Consider the following 16,488-nt stretch of genomic DNA (forward strand, 5'->3'; position numbering starts at 1 on the left):
TATGCAACCAAGCGACCAACAAGACCTTCGCATGCTGCGTGAAAGTGCGCGGACCCTGTTCGAGCGCGCGGGCGGTAGTGAACGGTCCAGAAAACTGCGCGATGCCGGTGGCGGCTGGGATGCGGATATGATCCGCGAAATGGCCGAGGCTGGCATTTTCGGTGTGACGGTACCGGAGGAAAACGGCGGGCTTGGCATGGGCCTGGCTGCCGGCGGCGTCATCGCCGAGGAAGTCGGCCGGGTGATTGCCCCGGAACCGGTGGTGGTAACAGTCGGGCTGAGCCTTGGACTTCTCCGCCGTCTTTGCCCGGAGCATGCCATGATGGAACAGCTTGTCGGGGGGGCCACCGTTTTGGCCGCCGCCTGGCAGGAGCGCGGACCGAACGGTGGTCCCGCCGAGCCGAGTTGTCGTTACGCCGACGGAAAGCTGACCGGCAGCAAAGCCTGGGTTGCCGGCGCTGGCGGGGCACGGGGTTTCCTCGTCGTGGCCGAAGGGGATGCCGGTCCGGTTCTGGTGTTGGCGGAGGCCGGTGCGGACGGGCTGTCCGTCGAAGAGCGCAGGCAGGCCGACGGCAGCGCGATGGGCGAGCTTTCGTTCTCGGGGACACCTGCGGAAGAGTTGGCCAGTGGGGGTGCGGTTCGGGACGCGCTCGCCGAGGCGGTCAATGACGCAACGGCGCTTGCCGCCGCCGAGCTCGTCGGCCTGAGCGAGCGCGCCTTCGAAATCACCCTGGATTACATCAAGACCCGGGAGCAATTCGACAAGCCCATCGGATCGTTTCAGGTCATCCAGCACCGTGCTGTCGACCTGAACGTGATGTGCGAGGTTGCACAATCGGGGGTGCGCGAAGCTCTTGGGCTTATGGATCGCGAAACCGATCCGAAAGCACGGGCGCGACTTGCCAGCCGGGCCAAGGCCCGCGCGGTCACGGCTGCCAAGAAGATCACGCGCGACGCGATCCAGCTGCATGGTGCGGTCGGGTATACGGACGAGTTCGAGATCGCGCTTTACCTCAACCGGGCGCTGGTTCTTTCCGCGTGGCTGGGTGACGACGCCCATCACAGACGGCTTTGGTTCGAAGCGCGAGAAGAGGAAGGAGCCGGACAATGACCGATTGGAACGCAATGAGCGATGCGGAATTCCGCAAGGAAGTGCGCGGTTTTTTCGAAGCGGAATATCCCGAGGACCTGCGCAACCTGCCGCACCGTCCTAAATTTGCCGAGATCGAACATTGGCATCGCAAGCTGCACGCGAAAGGCTGGGTCGCACCGGCCTGGCCTGCAGAATACGGCGGTATGGGCCTGAACGCGTCCAAGCTGCTTATCTTTTACGAAGAGCAGCAGCGCTGGGGCGTGAATCGCGGGCGCGATATGGGCGTGCAGATGGTCGGCCCGTTGGTTATCAAGTTCGGTACCCAGGAACAGAAAGACTATTGGCTGCCCCGTATTTTGAGCTGTGACGACATCTGGTGCCAAGGCTATTCCGAGCCGGGCGCCGGGTCCGATCTTGCCAATCTGCGCACCCGCGCAGAGACCGATGGCGATGACTTCGTCATCAACGGGCAGAAAATCTGGACCACGATGGCGCATGACGCAACCCACATCTTCATGCTGGTGCGGACCGATCCGGCCACCCCAAAGAAGCAGCAAGGCATCAGTTTCCTGCTTGCGCCGATGGATCAGCCGGGTGTCGAAGTGCGTACGATCACCACCTTGTCGGGGGAGACTGAGTTTTGCGAGGTGTTCTTTGACGATGCCCGGACGCCGCGCGCGAACCTGGTCGGTGAACTGAACAAGGGCTGGACGATGGCCAAGGCGCTGCTGAGCTTCGAGCGTATTTTCATTGGGGCGCCGAACCTGGCACAAAACGCACTGGGCCAGCTTGAGAGCTTTGCCCGTGGCCGGGGCGCTTTTGAAGACCCTGTCTTCCGCGACCGTTTCGCCCAGGCCGCCCTCGATGTCGAAGATCATGCCGCACTCTATTCGCGATTCGCCGATCAGCTCAAGCGTGGCGAAACGCTGGGCGCGGATGTCTCGATGCTCAAGATCTGGGTGACCGAATGCTTCCAGCGCATCACCGAACTGATGATCGAGGCGGCTGGCCCCGATGGCGGCACGGTCGGCCCACTGCAGGTTGGCAATGTAAACGTCGACGTTCTGGCGAGCTTTTACAAGGCCCGGCCGACAACGATCTACGGCGGATCAAACGAAATTCAGCGCAACATCCTGTCCAAGGCCGTCCTCGGATTGCCTGGCTGAACCCACATCAATATCAAAACAAAGGAAAAGAAGCATGTCTGACCGCTATGCGAAATACCACAAGATGAAATTCGACTACCCGGCGGACCGTGTTCTGCGTATTACGTTCGACCGGCCCGAGACTTTTAACTCCGTCGACTCTGAGATGCATACACAGATGACGGATATGTGGATCGATATCGACCGTGACCCCGACATCAACGCGGTCATCGTAACCGGCGCGGGCAAGGCGTTTTCGGCCGGTGGCGATTTCAGCCTGATCGAAAAGATGATCGGGGATTCGCACGAGATTATGAAAACGTGGAAAGAGGCCAAGGACCTCGTCTACAATATCATCAATTGCAACAAGCCGATCATCTCTGCGATCAACGGCCCCGCCGCCGGTGCCGGGCTTGTGGTTGCCATTCTTGCTGACATCTCCATCGCAGGTAAAAAGGCCAAGATCGTGGACGGCCACCCGCGTCTGGGCGTTGCCGCCGGGGACGTCGCAGCGATCATCTGGCCGCTGCTGACCTCGATGGCAAAGGCGAAATACTATCTGATGACCTGCAAACCAGTGTCGGGTGAAGAGGCCGAGCGCATCGGTCTGGTGTCGATGTGTGTTGAAGATGACGAATTGCAACAGATCGCGCTCGATACGGCGACGGAACTGTCGAACGGCTCGCAGAGCGCGATCCGCTGGACCAAGTATTCGCTGAACAACTGGTTGCGTCAGGCCGGGCCTATCTTTGACGCGTCGACCGCGCTTGAGATGCTTGGCTTCATGGGTGAGGATGTCAAGGAAGGCGTTCTGTCGCACCGCGAGAAGCGCGCGCCGAACTTCCGCAAAGACTGCCCTATTTAAGTCACGAATGGTCAAGGAGGCATGGACATGTCTGAAGATATCTACCGGGACATAGCTCAGGCCTATAGCGCCGCGGCCGAAAAGGCCCCTGGACTGAAATCACGATTTGCGGCTGCCGGATTCGATCCGGCAGCCGTCAGGTCGCTGGCCGACTTGTCGGGTCTGCCGGTGATGAAGAAAGAAGACCTCTTGAAGATCCAGCGTGACAACCCGCCCTTCGGCGGTTTCCTCGCCTCTGATCTAAAGGATGTCGCGCGGATATACGTCTCACCGGGACCGATCTTCGAACCAGCGCTCGCAGGTGGCGGCGGACATGGCCTTGATCTGCTTTTCAAGGCGGCAGAAGTAGGCGCAGGGGACATCATCCTGAACACCTGGATGTACCACCTTGTACCGGCTGGCCTGCTGTTCGACGAAGCGGCACAGGCCGCAGGTGCCACCGTCATTCCCGGCGGCGTGGGCAATACCGAGCTTCAGGCACAGATCATCGTGGAAACGGGCGTCACCTCGATTTGCGCTTCGACAGCGTTTTTTCTCACGCTTGCGGACAAGGTGATCGAAACCTATGGCCGCGACGCGTGGAAAGTGAAAACCGCCTTTCTCGGTGGTGAGATGGGCGACTGGATGGCCAAGCGCCGCCGGATCGAGGCCGAGTATGGCGTGTCGACCTGGGCCGCCTATGCCACTGCCGACCTCGGCCTCGTCGGCTATGAAGATGGCGGCGAAGGCTATGTGGTTCATCCTGACCGCGTGGTGCAGATCTGCGATCCCGTCAGCGGCGCGCAGGTGGACCACGGTGAACCGGGCGAGGTCGTTGTGACCGCACGCGACGCCACCTGGCCGATGATCCGGTTCGGCACTGGCGACAGTGCGTTTGCGCTGGAAAGCAACGAGGATGGCAGCGTCAAACGCATTTCAGTATTGCAAGGCCGGGTTGGGGCGGCAGTGAAAGTGCGCGAGATATTCGTCTATCCGCGGGTCATAGAGGAAGTTGTCATCGCAACGCCCGGCGCTAGCGCCGCGCAAGCCGTCGTCACCCGAGATAACGACCGCGACATGATTAGGATCTCACTTGTCCTGGAAGATGGTGCAGACGTATCCACTGCCGAGACAGCCGCCGCCGAAGCCTTCAAGCTGCATTCAAGGATTCGAGCCGACGCCGTCAACATTATCGCGGAGCTGCCGGAGAATGCGGATCTGATCGTCAATCAGAAAGACAATTGAAGTTGCTTCAACCGCAATCGGGTTCGGCCGTCCAAACACCGAAGGGAGGGGCTGGACCACCATTCTCTAATCCATGGATGGCGTTCACGATCCTTTTCATCAAAGGTTTCGCGCGCTTGGTCGTGTTCCTCAGATTTAGGGTGAAGCGACTAGACGCGTTCGACCAATAAGATAAAATTTGCGTGGCCGCGTTTTGGCCAAACAGCATCGTATCTCTTTCTTAGCGCTCAAACTGGCCGCTATGAGCGGCATCATCGACCCGGGAAATGCGTTCTATCTGGTGAATGATCGGCGACGTATGGCGTTTCGCTACGCACGCCATGTCTCTTACTGGAATCTGCGCATGCTATCAGTCTTCGATGTAGCGACACATTTGGATGCTCAGTTAGGTCCAACCGGTTCCCACACGATGTCGCTCCTATTCGAGACGTTAAGGTTTTCGAATAGGATCCACCCTCCAAAAGCGCACGCTGCTGGAAAAGAAAAATTCTATAATCTGTCTTATGTTAAACTCCAAATATCACTGTTCCTTCTGACGCGTTCTTCCGAGAGAAGCTTTTCCAGGTGCGCCGCAGCATTGCGTTCGGCAGCCATCGCGATATGCGGATCGGATTTCTTATACACTGATACTGCGATATTCTTGATAGTATCGGGCTTTTTCGACAGATGCGCGAGAATCTCTGCTTCGCGGCGCATCCGGTTGTCGAGCAATCGCTGGATGTAGGGCTGCGGGTCGTGAAGCACGGGGCCGTGACCGGGCAAGCAGACCCTGTCGTTACGCTCGATCAATCGTTGAAGCTGGTCGCAGTAATCGCGCATGTTGCCGTCAGGCGGGCTTACGATCGAGCTGTTCCAACCCATCATGTGATCACCGGAAAACAGAACCCCGTCCGGTCGTGCGAAGCACAGATGATCGCTTGCATGACCGGGCGTGTGCAGAACAGTGAGCCCGGCGATCACATCACCGTCGTCAAGGTATCCGTCAGGTTCGAACGCATCGTCGGGAAACACCCGTGAGACGTGAACAGGCAGACCTGTCCTTTCGCGCAGTGCCGGCGCGGCGCCGAAATGATCGGAATGGTGATGTGTGACGAGAATTCCGGTGGCGTCTTCCCCCAGAGTTTCGACAATGACGTCGAAATGGTCGTGGTCTTCGACTGGTCCAGGGTCGATCACGAACCGGCCGTTAGAGCTGTCGATGATGTATGTATTCGTGCCGTAATAGGTCATCTTTCCGGGATTGTCGGCAACGATCCTCCGAATACCCTCGGCCACCTCGACAGCCTGAGCGCGACACGGTTCCGGTTCCGTGAAAAACATGCTGCTTTTCGTCATTGATGATCACCATCTTCCATGCTTGCGCAGATTATCCTTGTGTTCGCCAAATCGTCGACGTCTCGGGCTGACGGTTTACATGCGTTTCGCAACCTCTTCGAGCATCACCTCGCTGGCGCCGCCGCCGATGGCCTGAACGCGGGCATCGCGTGACATCCGCTCGACTGGTGTTTCGCGCATGTAGCCCATGCCACCGTGGAATTGCACACAGTCGTAGAGCACTGAATTGACCAGCTCGCCGCAGTACGCCTTGACCATTGAGACCTCTTTCACGCAATCGCGGCCTGCCGCATCCTGCCTGGCCGCATGATAGACAAGCTGGCGACCCGCCTCGATCCGGGTCTGACAGTCGGCCAGCCGCTGGCGGATAGCTTGCTTGTCCCAAAGCACGCCGCCAAAGGCCTTGCGTTGCTTGACGTAGTCCACGGTCATGTCCAGTGCGGTCTGTGCCTCGGCGCAGGCCATGGCACCCAGAACGATGCGTTCGTTCTGGAAGTTCTTCATCACCGAATAGAAGCCTTTGTTGACCTCGCCGAGAATATTCTCCGCCGGGACGCGAACATCCTCGAAAATCAGCTCGGCGGTGTCCGAACACAGCCAGCCGGTCTTGTTCAGCGCCCGTCCGACCGAGAAACCGGACGTGCCCTTTTCGATCGCGAACATGGTGATTCCGCGCGACCCCTTGGCATCTGGATCGGTCTTGGCACCGACGAAAAAGATGTCGCCGTGCACGCCGTTGGTGATGAACATCTTGGTGCCGTTCAGCACCCAGTCCGACCCGTCCTGCACCGCGCGGCTGCGCATGCCCGCTACGTCCGACCCGGCACCCGGTTCGGTCACTGCCACGGCGGCGATTTTGTCGCCTGCGGTAATCGACGGCATCCAGCGGGCTTTTTGCTCCGGGGTGCCGGCGTTTTCAAGATGCGGCGAGGCCATGTCGGTATGGACCAACACCGTGGCCGCGAAACCGCCAAAGGTGGACCGCCCGACCTCTTCCGCCAAAACTACACTGGACATCACATCCAGCCCGGCGCCGCCGTATTTTTCGTCATAGCGCATGCCCAGAACGCCAAGATCGCCCATTCGGCGCAGCACGTCGCGCGGCACCATGCCCTCCTCTTCCCAGGCGTCGGCATTGGCCGTCACTTCGGTCTGGATGAACCGACGCAGCTGGTCACGGATCATGTCGAGGTCTTCGTTGAACGGGCCGCCGGTTGTGGTGATGGTTTCCTGTTTGGTCATGTTTGTTCCTCCGGGTCGAGTTTGACGAGTGGGGCGTGTCCGGCGACTGTATCGCCCGGCGCACAATAGATTTCCGTTACCACGCCCGCGACCGGCGCGGGCAGGCTTTGCAGCAATTTCATGGCTTCCAGCACCACCAGCGTATCCCCGGCGGCGACGGTATCGCCGGGAGCGACGCGCACCTCGGCGACGGCGCCCGGCATCGGGGCTGTCAGCAGGTCAGCGCCGCTTGCGCCGACGCAGGCGCGGGCGAGGTGCCGATCTTCCAGTGTACGCAGGTCTGTCAGTGTCATCCCCGCAGGAGTCTGTAGATGCACCCGCCAATGATTGCGGGCGCGTTCGACATGAGCAATGCGCGTGAAGGGAACACCGTCAACGCGCCCGCTCAGGCGGTCGGCGGTCATGGCGGCGGTTTTGGTTGTGAGCCTCTGGCCGTCCGGCAGAACAGCGACAAGGTTTTCCTGGGTGCCGGATATGCGAATCGGATCATCTTGCAATGTGGTCCAATAGGACGCCGCACCGGGCCGTCCTGCGGGGGCCGTGAGCCGCCACGCTCCGAGGCTTTCCCAGGGCGACGTGCCCGCCGGGGCGAGATGCAGATGGAGCGCCATTGCGGCGAGGCAGGTGTCGCGGGTGTCGGGCGTGGGTTGCGTCCAGCCATCCGGGAACATCTCGGGCAGTCCCGAGGTGTGATGGCGAAGCGCCTGAAAATCCGCGTGTGTCAGCAAGGCGCGTTGATACGACAGGTTCAGCCCCACGCCGCCGACGGCGAAGGCATCAATCGCGGCGACGGCCCTGCGGATCGCCCCGGCGCGGTCCGGCGCGTGGACGATCAACTTGGCCAGCATGGAATCGTAATGGTGCCCCACGACCGACCCCGCTGCGACTCCGCTGTGCAGCCGTACGCCTGCGGGCGGTGCCCAAAGGGTGATCCGGCCGGTTTCGGGTCGGAAACTTTCGGCCGGGTTCTCGGCGGCGATGCGCACCTCGATGGCGTGGCCGTCAAACCGCACATCGGTCTGCGCCAGCGTCAATGGCTCGCCCCGCGCGATGCGCAACTGCCATTCGACCAGGTCGATGCCGGTGATCGCCTCGGTTACAGGATGTTCGACCTGCAGGCGGGTGTTCATCTCAAGAAAGTAGTATTCGCCCCGCGCCGGGTCATAAAGGTATTCCACCGTTCCCGCCGAGCAATAGTCGATGGATTGCGCCAGCCGGACCGCCGCCGCGCGCATGTCATCGCGCAGATCTTCGGGCAGATCGGCGGCTGGGGCCTCTTCGATCAGTTTCTGGTGGTTGCGTTGCAGCGAACAATCGCGGTCGCCCAGATGCAGCAGGTTGCCATGGCTGTCGCCCAACACCTGCACCTCGACATGGCGGGCACGGGGCGCGTAGCGTTCGAGGAAAACCGCCGCATCGCCAAACGCGCCTTTCGCCTCGGACCGGGCGGAGGCAATGGCCTCCGGCGCGTCGGCCAGATCGGTGACAAGGCGCATGCCGCGCCCGCCACCCCCCGCACTCGCCTTGACCAGAAGCGGCGTGCCAAGCGCGCGCGCTTCTTCCAGCAACCGCGCGTCGGATTGGTCGGTGCCGCGGTAACCGGGCAGAACAGGGACACCTGCGGCCTCTGCGGCGGCCTTGGCCTCGATCTTTGATCCCATCATGGCAATCGCGCCCGGTTCCGGCCCGATAAACACAAGGCCCGCCGCCTCAACCGCAGCGGCGAAACCGGCGTTCTCGGACAGAAAGCCATAGCCGGGATGCACCGCGCCGGCGCCGGTCGCGCGGGCGGCGTCAAGAATGGTATTGACGTTCAGATAGCTTTCCGAAGGTGCCGCCCCACCGATGCAAACGGCGTGATCGGCTTCGATTACAAAGGGTGCATCGCGGTCGGCCTCGGAAAAGACCGCCACCGTTTCCAGCCCCAGCTTGCGGCACCCGCGCTGGATGCGCCGGGCGATTTCGCCCCGGTTGGCGATCAGGACGCGGGTAAAGCTCATTTCACCCGCCAGGAAGGAGTGCTTTTGTCGAGGAAACTGTTGATGCCTTCGATGCCTTCCTCGGTCTCCCAGGCGTCGGCCAGACGGTCGGCGGTATAGATCATGTTGGTTTCCAGATCATGCGCCGCGACATAGGCGATCAATGCCTTGGTGTCGGCCACAGCACCCGGCGCGGCCTGCAAATGATTATGCACGACGCGCTCGATGGCCGCATCCAATTCATTGGCGGCGACGACCTCGGTCAACAGACCGATCCGTTCCGCGCGCGTGCTGTCGAACAGCGCCCCCGACAGCATGGTTTCGCGCGAATGCACCTTGCCGATGCGGGCCACGACATAGGGCGAGATATTGGCGGGCAACAAGCCCAGTTTCACCTCCGTCAGGCCAAAGCGCGCGTCGTTCGCCCCGATTGTATAGTCGCAGACCGAAATCATGCCGACGCCGCCGCCATAGGCCGGGCCGTTGATCCGACCGATCAGAGGTTTGGGCAGGGTATCGAGGCGGCGTAGTAAATACGCAAGCGTCGCGCTTTGGTCGACCCGCTCTGCGCGGGACTTTTCAATGTTGGAAGAGAACCAGTTGAAATCCCCACCGGCGCAAAAACTCTTGCCGGTTCCGGTCAGGATCACGATACGCACCGTGTCATTGGCGGCCAGTTTCTCTGCGGCATCCGCAAGCTCGGCGATCAACGTTCCGTTCAGGGCATTGTGCTTGTCAGGGCGGTTGAGTGTTACCGTGGCGACACCGCGTTCGTCGGTTTCAAGCAGGATGGTTTCGTAGGTCGTTGTCATGGTGTGGGCCTCACATTCTGAATACGGGCGTGTGGCGCCCTGCTTCGGGTGCCGAAGAGACGATGGCCAGACATAGGCCGAGGATATCGCGGGTCTGACCCGGTTCGATCAGGCCGTCATCCCACAACCGCGATGTGGCGTAATAGGGATCGGACTGTTCGCCGTACTGAGCGCGCACCTGCGCCTCGATCTGGTCCATATCGGCTTGCATCTTGTCGGAATCGCCCCCCTTCTGGCGACGCAGTTCCAGCATTACGTTGGTGGCGATGTCGGCGGACATGGTGGCCAGTTCCGCCGTCGGCCACGCAAAGAGGAAGTTCGGCGCAAAGCCGCGCCCGCACATGCCGTAATTGCCCGCCCCGTAAGAGCCGCCCAGAAGGACCGACAGGCGCGGCACCTTGGCGACCGACATCGCATAGACCAGCTTTGCGCTGTCCTTGGCGATGCCGCCACGCTCGGCCTCGGTCCCGACCATGAAGCCGGAAATATTGTGCAGGAAAAGAAGCGGGATATTTCGTTGGTCACACATTGACACGAATTGTGCGCCTTTGAGTGCGCTGTCGGACAATAGCGCGCCGTTGTTGGCCAGGATACCAACACGATAGCCGTGGATACGCGCCGTGCCGCAGACCAGCGTTTCGCCCCAGCCCGGTTTGAATTCGCGGAATTCGCCCGCGTCGATCATGCGCAGCAGAACCTCGCGCATGTCGTAGGGTTCCTTGCGGTCGGCGCTGATGACACCGAGCAATTCCGACGGGTCATGCGCAGGCGCTTCGGGAGCTGCGTCAGGCTCCATCGGACGCGACTGGCCAAGCTCGGCCACGATGTCGCGCATCAGGGCCAGCGCATGATGTTCGTCTTCTGCCAGATGGTCAGAAACGCCCGAGACACGAGAATGCATCTCTGCCCCGCCCAGCGTTTCGCCATCGACCTCTTCGTTGATCGCCACCTTGACGATCGAAGGACCCCCCAGATGGATGCGCGCGTTGCCGCGTACCATGATGACCTCGTCCGACAGCGCGGGGATATAGGCCCCGCCCGCCGTGCAGCCGCCGAACACGGCCGAGATCTGCGGCAAGCCGCTGGCCGACATATTTGTCTGGCGATAGAAGGAATTGCCGAAATGGCGGGCATCGGGAAAGACACGGTCCTGTTCAGGCAGATAGGCGCCGCCGCAATCCACCAGATACAGGCAGGGCAGCCGATTTTCCGCCGCGATTTCCTGGGCGCGGATGTGTTTCTGCACCGTCTCGTGGTAGAAAGATCCGCCCTTTACCGTGGCGTCGTTGGCGATCACCATACAAGGCAGCCCGTGGACCATACCGATGCCGGTGACGATACCGGAACCGGGAACCTCGCCGCTGTATTGGCCATAGGCCGCCAGCGACGACAGCTCCAGAAACGCGGTGCCCGGATCCACCAGCAGGTCGATCCGGTCGCGGACCAGAAGTTTACCGCGCTTGCGGTGCCGGTCGACCATGTCGGGACGTCCACCCGAGGTCGCCTTGGCAATACGGGTGCGCAGGGTTTCGACGCGTTCGCTTTGCGCCGCGTGGTTGCGCGTGTAGGTTTCGGATGCGGTCAGTACTGTCGTTTCGAGACGCGCCATGGATCGGATATCCTGTTACAGTTCGGGCAACCGTCGTGCGGCTGCCCGGAATTTTCAGTCGCACGTCAGAACCCGAATGCGCGGCTATGGTGGCCGATGCTAGATCACGAAACCGCCGCCGCAGATGATGTGCTGGCCCGAGATGAAGTTCGATTCAGGCGCACAGAACAGATAGACTGCGCCTGCGGCCTCTTCCGGGGTGCCGACCCGGCCCAAAGGAATCATCCGTTCCATCTGAGACAGAAGATCGGGATTCACGCCGACCTTGATCTCTTTTTCCTCGACCTTGATCGTGCTGTCGCCGTCCGCGCTGCCCTCGGTCAGGCGGGTGCGGATCGGGCCGAAGGCGACGGCATTGACGTTGACCTTGTAGCGGCCCCATTCCTTGGCCATCGTCCGGGTGACGCCGAGAATACCGGCCTTGGCGGCGGAATAGTTTATCTGACCGGCATTACCGCCCGTCCCGGCGATGGACGAGATGTTCACGACCTTGCGGAACACTTCCTGTCCGGCGGTGGCTTCTTCCTTGGCCTTTGCGCTGATCACCGGCTGGGCGGCGCGCAGAATTCTGAACGGAGCTGTCATGTGAACGTCGATGATCGCCTGCCATTGTTCGTCGGTCATCTTCTGAACGACGCTGTCCCAGGTGTAGCCGGCGTTGTTCACGATGATGTCCAGACCGCCGAAGCTGTCGACGCCGGTCTTGATGAACCGCTCGGCAAAGCCGTCTTCGGTCACGCTGCCGGCGCAGACCACCGCTTCGCCACCGGCGGCGCGGATGGCTTCCGCGGTTTCATTGGCCGGATCGGCATCCAGATCGTTAATCACCAGCCGCGCCCCTTCCGAGGCAAGCTTGAGCGCGATTTCACGTCCGATGCCCCGGCCGGAACCGGAAACCAGCGCCACGCGCCCGTCAAGTTTATTGGTCATGTTCTATCCCTCCGAATGGTGCTGTCAGACTTTTTCGTAAAGCGTGGTCACACAGGCCCCGCCGAGACCGAGGTTATGCTGAAGCGCCAACCGCGCACCATCGACCTGGCGCGCATCGGCCGTACCGCGAAGTTGCTGAACAAGTTCGGTGCATTGCGCAAGTCCCGTCGCACCCAGCGGATGGCCCTTGGACAAAAGACCACCCGATGGGTTAGTCACGTATTTTCCGCCATAGGTGTTATCGCCGTCATCGACGAATTTTGCGGCGTCGCCACGTGCGCAAAGGCCGAGAGCCTCGTAGGTGATCAGTTCGTTATGAGCGAAACAATCGTGCAGTTCGACCACGTCTACATCGTCCGGCCCGATGCCGGCCGCCTCGTAGACCTGATCGGCGGCGCGCTTGGCCATCGAAAAGCCGACAACCTCGCGCATGTCATGCGCACCGAAAGTTTCGGGTCCGTCCGTTGTCATGGCCTGCGCCGATATCCGAACCGAGCTGTCGAGGCCGTGTTTGTCGGCGAATTCCTTGGAACAGACGATTGCCGCAGCGGCACCACAGGTCGGTGGGCAGGCCATCAGCCTGGTCATGACACCCGGCCACATGACCGGGGCCGCCATTACCTCTTCGGGCGTTACTTCCTGCCGGAACAGCGCGACGGGGTTCTTGGCCGCGTGTCGGCTGGCCTTGGCCCGGATTTTCGCAAAGGTTTCCATGGTTGTGCCGAACTCGTCCATATGGGCCTTGCCCGCACCGCCGAAATACCGGAGCGCCAGTGGAATTTCCGAATTACCCACCAGATCGTCGGTTTCTTCGTCGAACGCCGTAAACGGGCTGATCCGGTCGTGGAACATCGAACCGAGCGCGCCCGGCTGCATCTGTTCGAACCCAAGCGCCAGCGCGCAGTCGACCGCGCCGCTTTCGACGGCCTGACGGGCGAGGAACAGGGCCGAGGACCCGGTTGAGCAGTTGTTGTTCACGTTTACTACCGGAATGCCGGTCATCCCGACATGGTATAGAGCGCGTTGGCCGCTGGTGCTGTCGCCGTAGACATAGCCCACATAGGCCTGCTCTACCTTGTCATAATCCAGACCCGCGTCCGCCAAGGCGGCACGGGTGGCCGTGGCGGCCATCACATCATAGCTTTCGGATTTGCCGGGTTTCTGGAACGGGACCATCCCGACGCCGCTGATATAGGCTTTGTTGGTCATCTCTGTCTCCTATACTGGAACCGGCCGTAGACGAATCAGAACCGGCCCATTTTCTATCACTTGTTAGATTTTTGCATCCAAGAGTGTCTGCCTGTCAACACTACCCTGCTGTGACGTGGGGTGCGCGTCGTCACCCCGAAGCCGTCAGAGCCGGAATATCCCGTAGTGCGGATCATCAATCGGGGCATTCAGCGAGGCGGAAATCGACATGCCAAGCGCATTGCGCGTATCCGCGGGGTCGAGAATACCATCGTCCCACAATTCAGAAGTCGAGGTATAGGCTTCCACATCCTGACGGAATTTCTCAAGCACGGGATCGCGGATTGCGGCAATTTCCTCTTCGGTCAACTCCTTGCCTTCGCGCTGAAGCTGGCGAATCTTGACGTCGGCCATGGTATTGGCGGCCTGATCCGCACCCATCACGCCGATTTCTGCCTGCGGCCACATGAACAGCGTACGCGCATCCCAGGCCCGTCCGCACATGCCGTAATTGCCTGCTCCGTAAGAGGCATTGGCGATCACGGTGAATTTCGGTACGACCGAGCCGCCCTGCGCCATCAGCATCTTCGCACCATCCTTGGCGATGCCACGTTCTTCGTATTCGCGCCCCACCATGTAGCCAGTGATGTTCTGGAAAAAGACCAGAGGCGTGCGGTTCTGGTTGCACAGCTGCATGAAATGCGCCGCCTTGAGCGAACTGTCGTTGAACAGCACGCCGTTATTGGCAAGGATTCCAACCTTGTAACCCCAGATATGGGCAAAGCCGCAGATCATAGTGGTGCCGTAATCGGGCTGATATTCGTGAAAACGCGAGCCATCGACGATCCGAGCCAGTACTTCGCGCATGTCGAACTGGGTCTTTCGGTCTTTGGGGATGATCCCATAAAGCTCTTTGGGGTCGTAATACGGCTCTTCGAAAGTGGCGGTTTCGATGATCGTCTTCGGCGTGCGCTTCCATTGGCTGACAATCTCTCGCGCCAGCGAAAAGGCGTGTTGTTCGGTGGCCGCGCGGTAATCGCCGGTGCCAGAGACCGAGGTGTGCATGACCGCCCCGCCCAGTTCCTGAACGCCGACCTCTTCGCCGGTTGCCGCCTTCACGAGTGGCGGACCGCCGAGGAAAATGGCTCCGGTGCCTTCGATGATGATATTGTAATCGCTTAGCGTCGGCACATAGGCACCACCAGCAGTACAATGGCCACCAACCACCGCGATCTGCGGGATATTGGCTTGGCTCAGCTTGACCTGATTGCGAAAGACGCGCCCGCCCAGATAACGGTCGGGAAAGACGCCGTGCTGTAACGGCAAGAAGCCGCCGGCGCTGTCACAGATATGGATCACTGGCAGGCGGTTTTCCAGCGCGACATCCAGAAGCCGCACGATCTTTTTGACGGTATGGGGATACCATGCCCCGCCCTTGACGCTCGCATCGTTGGCGTGAATGGCGACCTCGCGGCCCTGCACGATGCCGATGCCCGTCACAACGGCGGCGCCGGGCACCGCGCCGTCATATTCGCGGCAGGCCGCGAGGGTGGAAAACTCCAGAAACGGTGTGCCGGGGTCAAGCAACAGCTTCAGCCGCTCGCGCACGCCCAGCTTGTCCTGCCGGGCCAGCCGGTCGATGTCGCGTTGCGGGCGCTCGAAACGCGTCGCGTGTTGGCGGGCGTGGAACTCTTTCAGCCGCTCGGACATGGCCGCATGATTGGCCTTGAAATCCGGGGCGTTGGTGTCGATCTGGCTTTCGATCCGGCGCATGATTATTCCTCCTGGGGAGCCAGCTGGGCGAGTGTGGCCTTGAGCCCAAAACTATCACCAGCGGCAAATGGTATTTCAGCGATCACACCATCACGCGGCGCGGTCAGGCTGGTTTCAAGTTTCATACTTTCGATAACCAGCAGCGGCTGACCTTCCTTGACTTGATCGCCGGCCTTGGCATTCACGGATACGACAACTCCCGGCATCGGCGCGACGATGCGGTCATCGACCGCGCCGCCGTCATTTCCGGCCAGACGCTCGGCGGGATCGACGCGTCCGATGGCGAATGTCCGCCCGTTCAGATGCACGAATGTCGCGTCCGGCCCGACGGCCACCCGCATGTCGTAAGTGCGCCCGCGCACCCGCAGTGTATAGCCGCCGGGTGCCTCCGTCGCGTCCAATTGGCAGGGGATCGCGCCATCGGGGGTGTTCAGTATCATGCTTCTGCCGTCGTGCGACAGCCAGCATTCGGTCTCTTCGCCGTCGATCTGGTATATCCGCCGCATCAGTTTCTCCACCCGCCCATTTTTCGGTGCATTTCAGGTATCTGCATCACATCGCTCACTAACCGTTCATCCGACAGGGCCGCCGCCGCCATCAACAGGTCGCTCACATCTTCGCCAGGCGCTGTCAGCGTATCGGTCTGTTCGGCCAGAAAGCCGGTCGAGACATCTCCTGACGCGAAATCCGGATGTGCAAGGATGGCATCCAGATAACCGGTGTTGGTTGTCACCCCAAGGATCACGTAGTTCTGGACCGCTTCACGCGCCCGGGCGATGGCCTCGGCCCGGTTGCGGCCGTGGACGATCAGTTTGGACAGCATGGGGTCGAAATCGGTGGTCACTTTGCCACCGTCCAGAATGCCGCTGTCCACGCGGACGCCTTCGCCGCGGGGTTCGTCGAGCAGCAGGATGTTCCCGATCGCGGGGCGGAAATCCTGGGTGGCGTCTTCGGCGCAGATGCGCAGTTCGATCGAATGGCCGTTCTGCGCGATGTCGGCCTGCGCGGCGCTCAGCCCCTCGCCCGCCGCGATGCGCAGCTGTTCGGCGACCAGATCAAAGCCCGTCACCATTTCGGTCACCGGGTGTTCGACCTGAAGCCGGGTGTTCATTTCCAGAAAGTAAAACGATCCGTCCTGGGCATAGATGAACTCGACCGTGCCAGCGCCGCGATAGTTCACGGCGCGGGCGATCCCGGCGGCGGTTTCGCAGATCTCGTCGCGTTGTTCAGCCGTAAGCGCCGGCGACGGCGTTTCCTCGATGATCTTTTGGAACCGGCGCTGGATCGAGCATT

The 16,488-nt window shown here is 61.0% G+C and carries 13 protein-coding genes and 1 pseudogene; 4 read left to right on the plus strand and 10 right to left on the minus strand.

The annotated features are described in order from the left end of the window. Positions 1-31 precede the first annotated feature (31 nt). From Q1A06_RS15580 to Q1A06_RS15595, 4 genes are read left to right on the plus strand one after another with little or no spacing between them, the layout of a single operon-like run. Complete coding sequence (locus Q1A06_RS15580; protein WP_299565660.1) at positions 32-1,111, plus strand: acyl-CoA dehydrogenase family protein; 1,080 nt, start codon at positions 32-34, stop codon at positions 1,109-1,111. Then, on the plus strand, positions 1,108-2,259 hold the full coding sequence (locus Q1A06_RS15585) for an acyl-CoA dehydrogenase family protein (protein WP_299565663.1): 1,152 nt from the start codon (positions 1,108-1,110) through the stop codon (positions 2,257-2,259). Before Q1A06_RS15580 ends, Q1A06_RS15585 begins: the two co-directional genes overlap by 4 nt. Before the next feature lie 34 nt (positions 2,260-2,293). Then, positions 2,294-3,103: an enoyl-CoA hydratase/isomerase family protein gene (locus Q1A06_RS15590; protein ID WP_299565666.1), complete on the plus strand. Its 810-nt coding sequence runs from the start codon at positions 2,294-2,296 to the stop codon at positions 3,101-3,103. Positions 3,104-3,130: 27 nt separating this feature from the next. Next, positions 3,131-4,327, plus strand: coding sequence for a phenylacetate--CoA ligase family protein (locus Q1A06_RS15595; protein WP_299565669.1), 1,197 nt, complete (start codon positions 3,131-3,133; stop codon positions 4,325-4,327). Positions 4,328-4,828: 501 nt separating this feature from the next. On the opposite strand, the gene Q1A06_RS15600 is transcribed toward Q1A06_RS15595, so the two are convergent. The 10 genes and pseudogenes from Q1A06_RS15600 to Q1A06_RS15645 form a co-directional block, all read right to left on the minus strand. Further along, positions 4,829-5,662, minus strand: a complete 834-nt coding sequence (locus tag Q1A06_RS15600; RefSeq protein ID WP_299565672.1) for an MBL fold metallo-hydrolase — start codon at positions 5,660-5,662, stop codon at positions 4,829-4,831. Between the two features lie 75 nt (positions 5,663-5,737). Continuing rightward, complete coding sequence (locus Q1A06_RS15605) at positions 5,738-6,904, minus strand: acyl-CoA dehydrogenase family protein (RefSeq protein WP_299565675.1); 1,167 nt, start codon at positions 6,902-6,904, stop codon at positions 5,738-5,740. Next, entirely contained in the window at positions 6,901-8,904 is a 2,004-nt protein-coding gene (locus tag Q1A06_RS15610; protein WP_299565677.1) for a biotin carboxylase N-terminal domain-containing protein, read from the minus strand. The genes Q1A06_RS15605 and Q1A06_RS15610 overlap by 4 nt, the downstream gene beginning before the upstream one ends. Next, positions 8,901-9,695: a crotonase/enoyl-CoA hydratase family protein gene (locus tag Q1A06_RS15615; RefSeq protein WP_299565680.1), complete on the minus strand. Its 795-nt coding sequence runs from the start codon at positions 9,693-9,695 to the stop codon at positions 8,901-8,903. The genes Q1A06_RS15610 and Q1A06_RS15615 overlap by 4 nt, the downstream gene beginning before the upstream one ends. Before the next feature lie 10 nt (positions 9,696-9,705). Beyond that, the gene (locus Q1A06_RS15620) at positions 9,706-11,304 is read right to left on the minus strand and encodes a carboxyl transferase domain-containing protein (protein WP_299565683.1); all 1,599 of its coding nucleotides are present in this window, start codon (positions 11,302-11,304) and stop codon (positions 9,706-9,708) included. 99 nt (positions 11,305-11,403) lie between these two features. Next, on the minus strand, positions 11,404-12,234 hold the full coding sequence (locus Q1A06_RS15625) for an SDR family oxidoreductase (protein WP_299565686.1): 831 nt from the start codon (positions 12,232-12,234) through the stop codon (positions 11,404-11,406). A gap of 24 nt (positions 12,235-12,258) precedes the next feature. Next, complete coding sequence (locus Q1A06_RS15630) at positions 12,259-13,443, minus strand: lipid-transfer protein (protein WP_299565689.1); 1,185 nt, start codon at positions 13,441-13,443, stop codon at positions 12,259-12,261. A gap of 144 nt (positions 13,444-13,587) precedes the next feature. Beyond that, complete coding sequence (locus Q1A06_RS15635) at positions 13,588-15,195, minus strand: carboxyl transferase domain-containing protein (RefSeq protein WP_299565692.1); 1,608 nt, start codon at positions 15,193-15,195, stop codon at positions 13,588-13,590. Positions 15,196-15,197: 2 nt separating this feature from the next. Beyond that, complete coding sequence (locus Q1A06_RS15640; RefSeq protein WP_299565695.1) at positions 15,198-15,701, minus strand: biotin/lipoyl-containing protein; 504 nt, start codon at positions 15,699-15,701, stop codon at positions 15,198-15,200. Continuing rightward, positions 15,701-16,488: pseudogene (locus Q1A06_RS15645) on the minus strand (biotin carboxylase); the annotation flags it as partial. The pseudogene Q1A06_RS15645 and the gene Q1A06_RS15640, both read right to left, overlap by 1 nt.

It is taken from the genome of uncultured Sulfitobacter sp. (assembly GCF_947497275.1).
Lineage (GTDB): Bacteria > Pseudomonadota > Alphaproteobacteria > Rhodobacterales > Rhodobacteraceae > Sulfitobacter.

Coding starts and splice junctions, on each gene's coding strand:
- Q1A06_RS15640 (WP_299565695.1), bottom strand. CDS start 15,701: ATGCGGCGGATATACCAGATCGACGGCGAAGAGACCGAATGCTGGCTG.
- Q1A06_RS15605 (WP_299565675.1), bottom strand. CDS start 6,904: ATGACCAAACAGGAAACCATCACCACAACCGGCGGCCCGTTCAACGAA.
- Q1A06_RS15585 (WP_299565663.1), top strand. CDS start 1,108: ATGACCGATTGGAACGCAATGAGCGATGCGGAATTCCGCAAGGAAGTG.
- Q1A06_RS15630 (WP_299565689.1), bottom strand. CDS start 13,443: ATGACCAACAAAGCCTATATCAGCGGCGTCGGGATGGTCCCGTTCCAG.
- Q1A06_RS15620 (WP_299565683.1), bottom strand. CDS start 11,304: ATGGCGCGTCTCGAAACGACAGTACTGACCGCATCCGAAACCTACACG.
- Q1A06_RS15610 (WP_299565677.1), bottom strand. CDS start 8,904: ATGAGCTTTACCCGCGTCCTGATCGCCAACCGGGGCGAAATCGCCCGG.
- Q1A06_RS15635 (WP_299565692.1), bottom strand. CDS start 15,195: ATGCGCCGGATCGAAAGCCAGATCGACACCAACGCCCCGGATTTCAAG.
- Q1A06_RS15590 (WP_299565666.1), top strand. CDS start 2,294: ATGTCTGACCGCTATGCGAAATACCACAAGATGAAATTCGACTACCCG.
- Q1A06_RS15600 (WP_299565672.1), bottom strand. CDS start 5,662: ATGACGAAAAGCAGCATGTTTTTCACGGAACCGGAACCGTGTCGCGCT.
- Q1A06_RS15580 (WP_299565660.1), top strand. CDS start 32: ATGCTGCGTGAAAGTGCGCGGACCCTGTTCGAGCGCGCGGGCGGTAGT.
- Q1A06_RS15615 (WP_299565680.1), bottom strand. CDS start 9,695: ATGACAACGACCTACGAAACCATCCTGCTTGAAACCGACGAACGCGGT.
- Q1A06_RS15595 (WP_299565669.1), top strand. CDS start 3,131: ATGTCTGAAGATATCTACCGGGACATAGCTCAGGCCTATAGCGCCGCG.
- Q1A06_RS15625 (WP_299565686.1), bottom strand. CDS start 12,234: ATGACCAATAAACTTGACGGGCGCGTGGCGCTGGTTTCCGGTTCCGGC.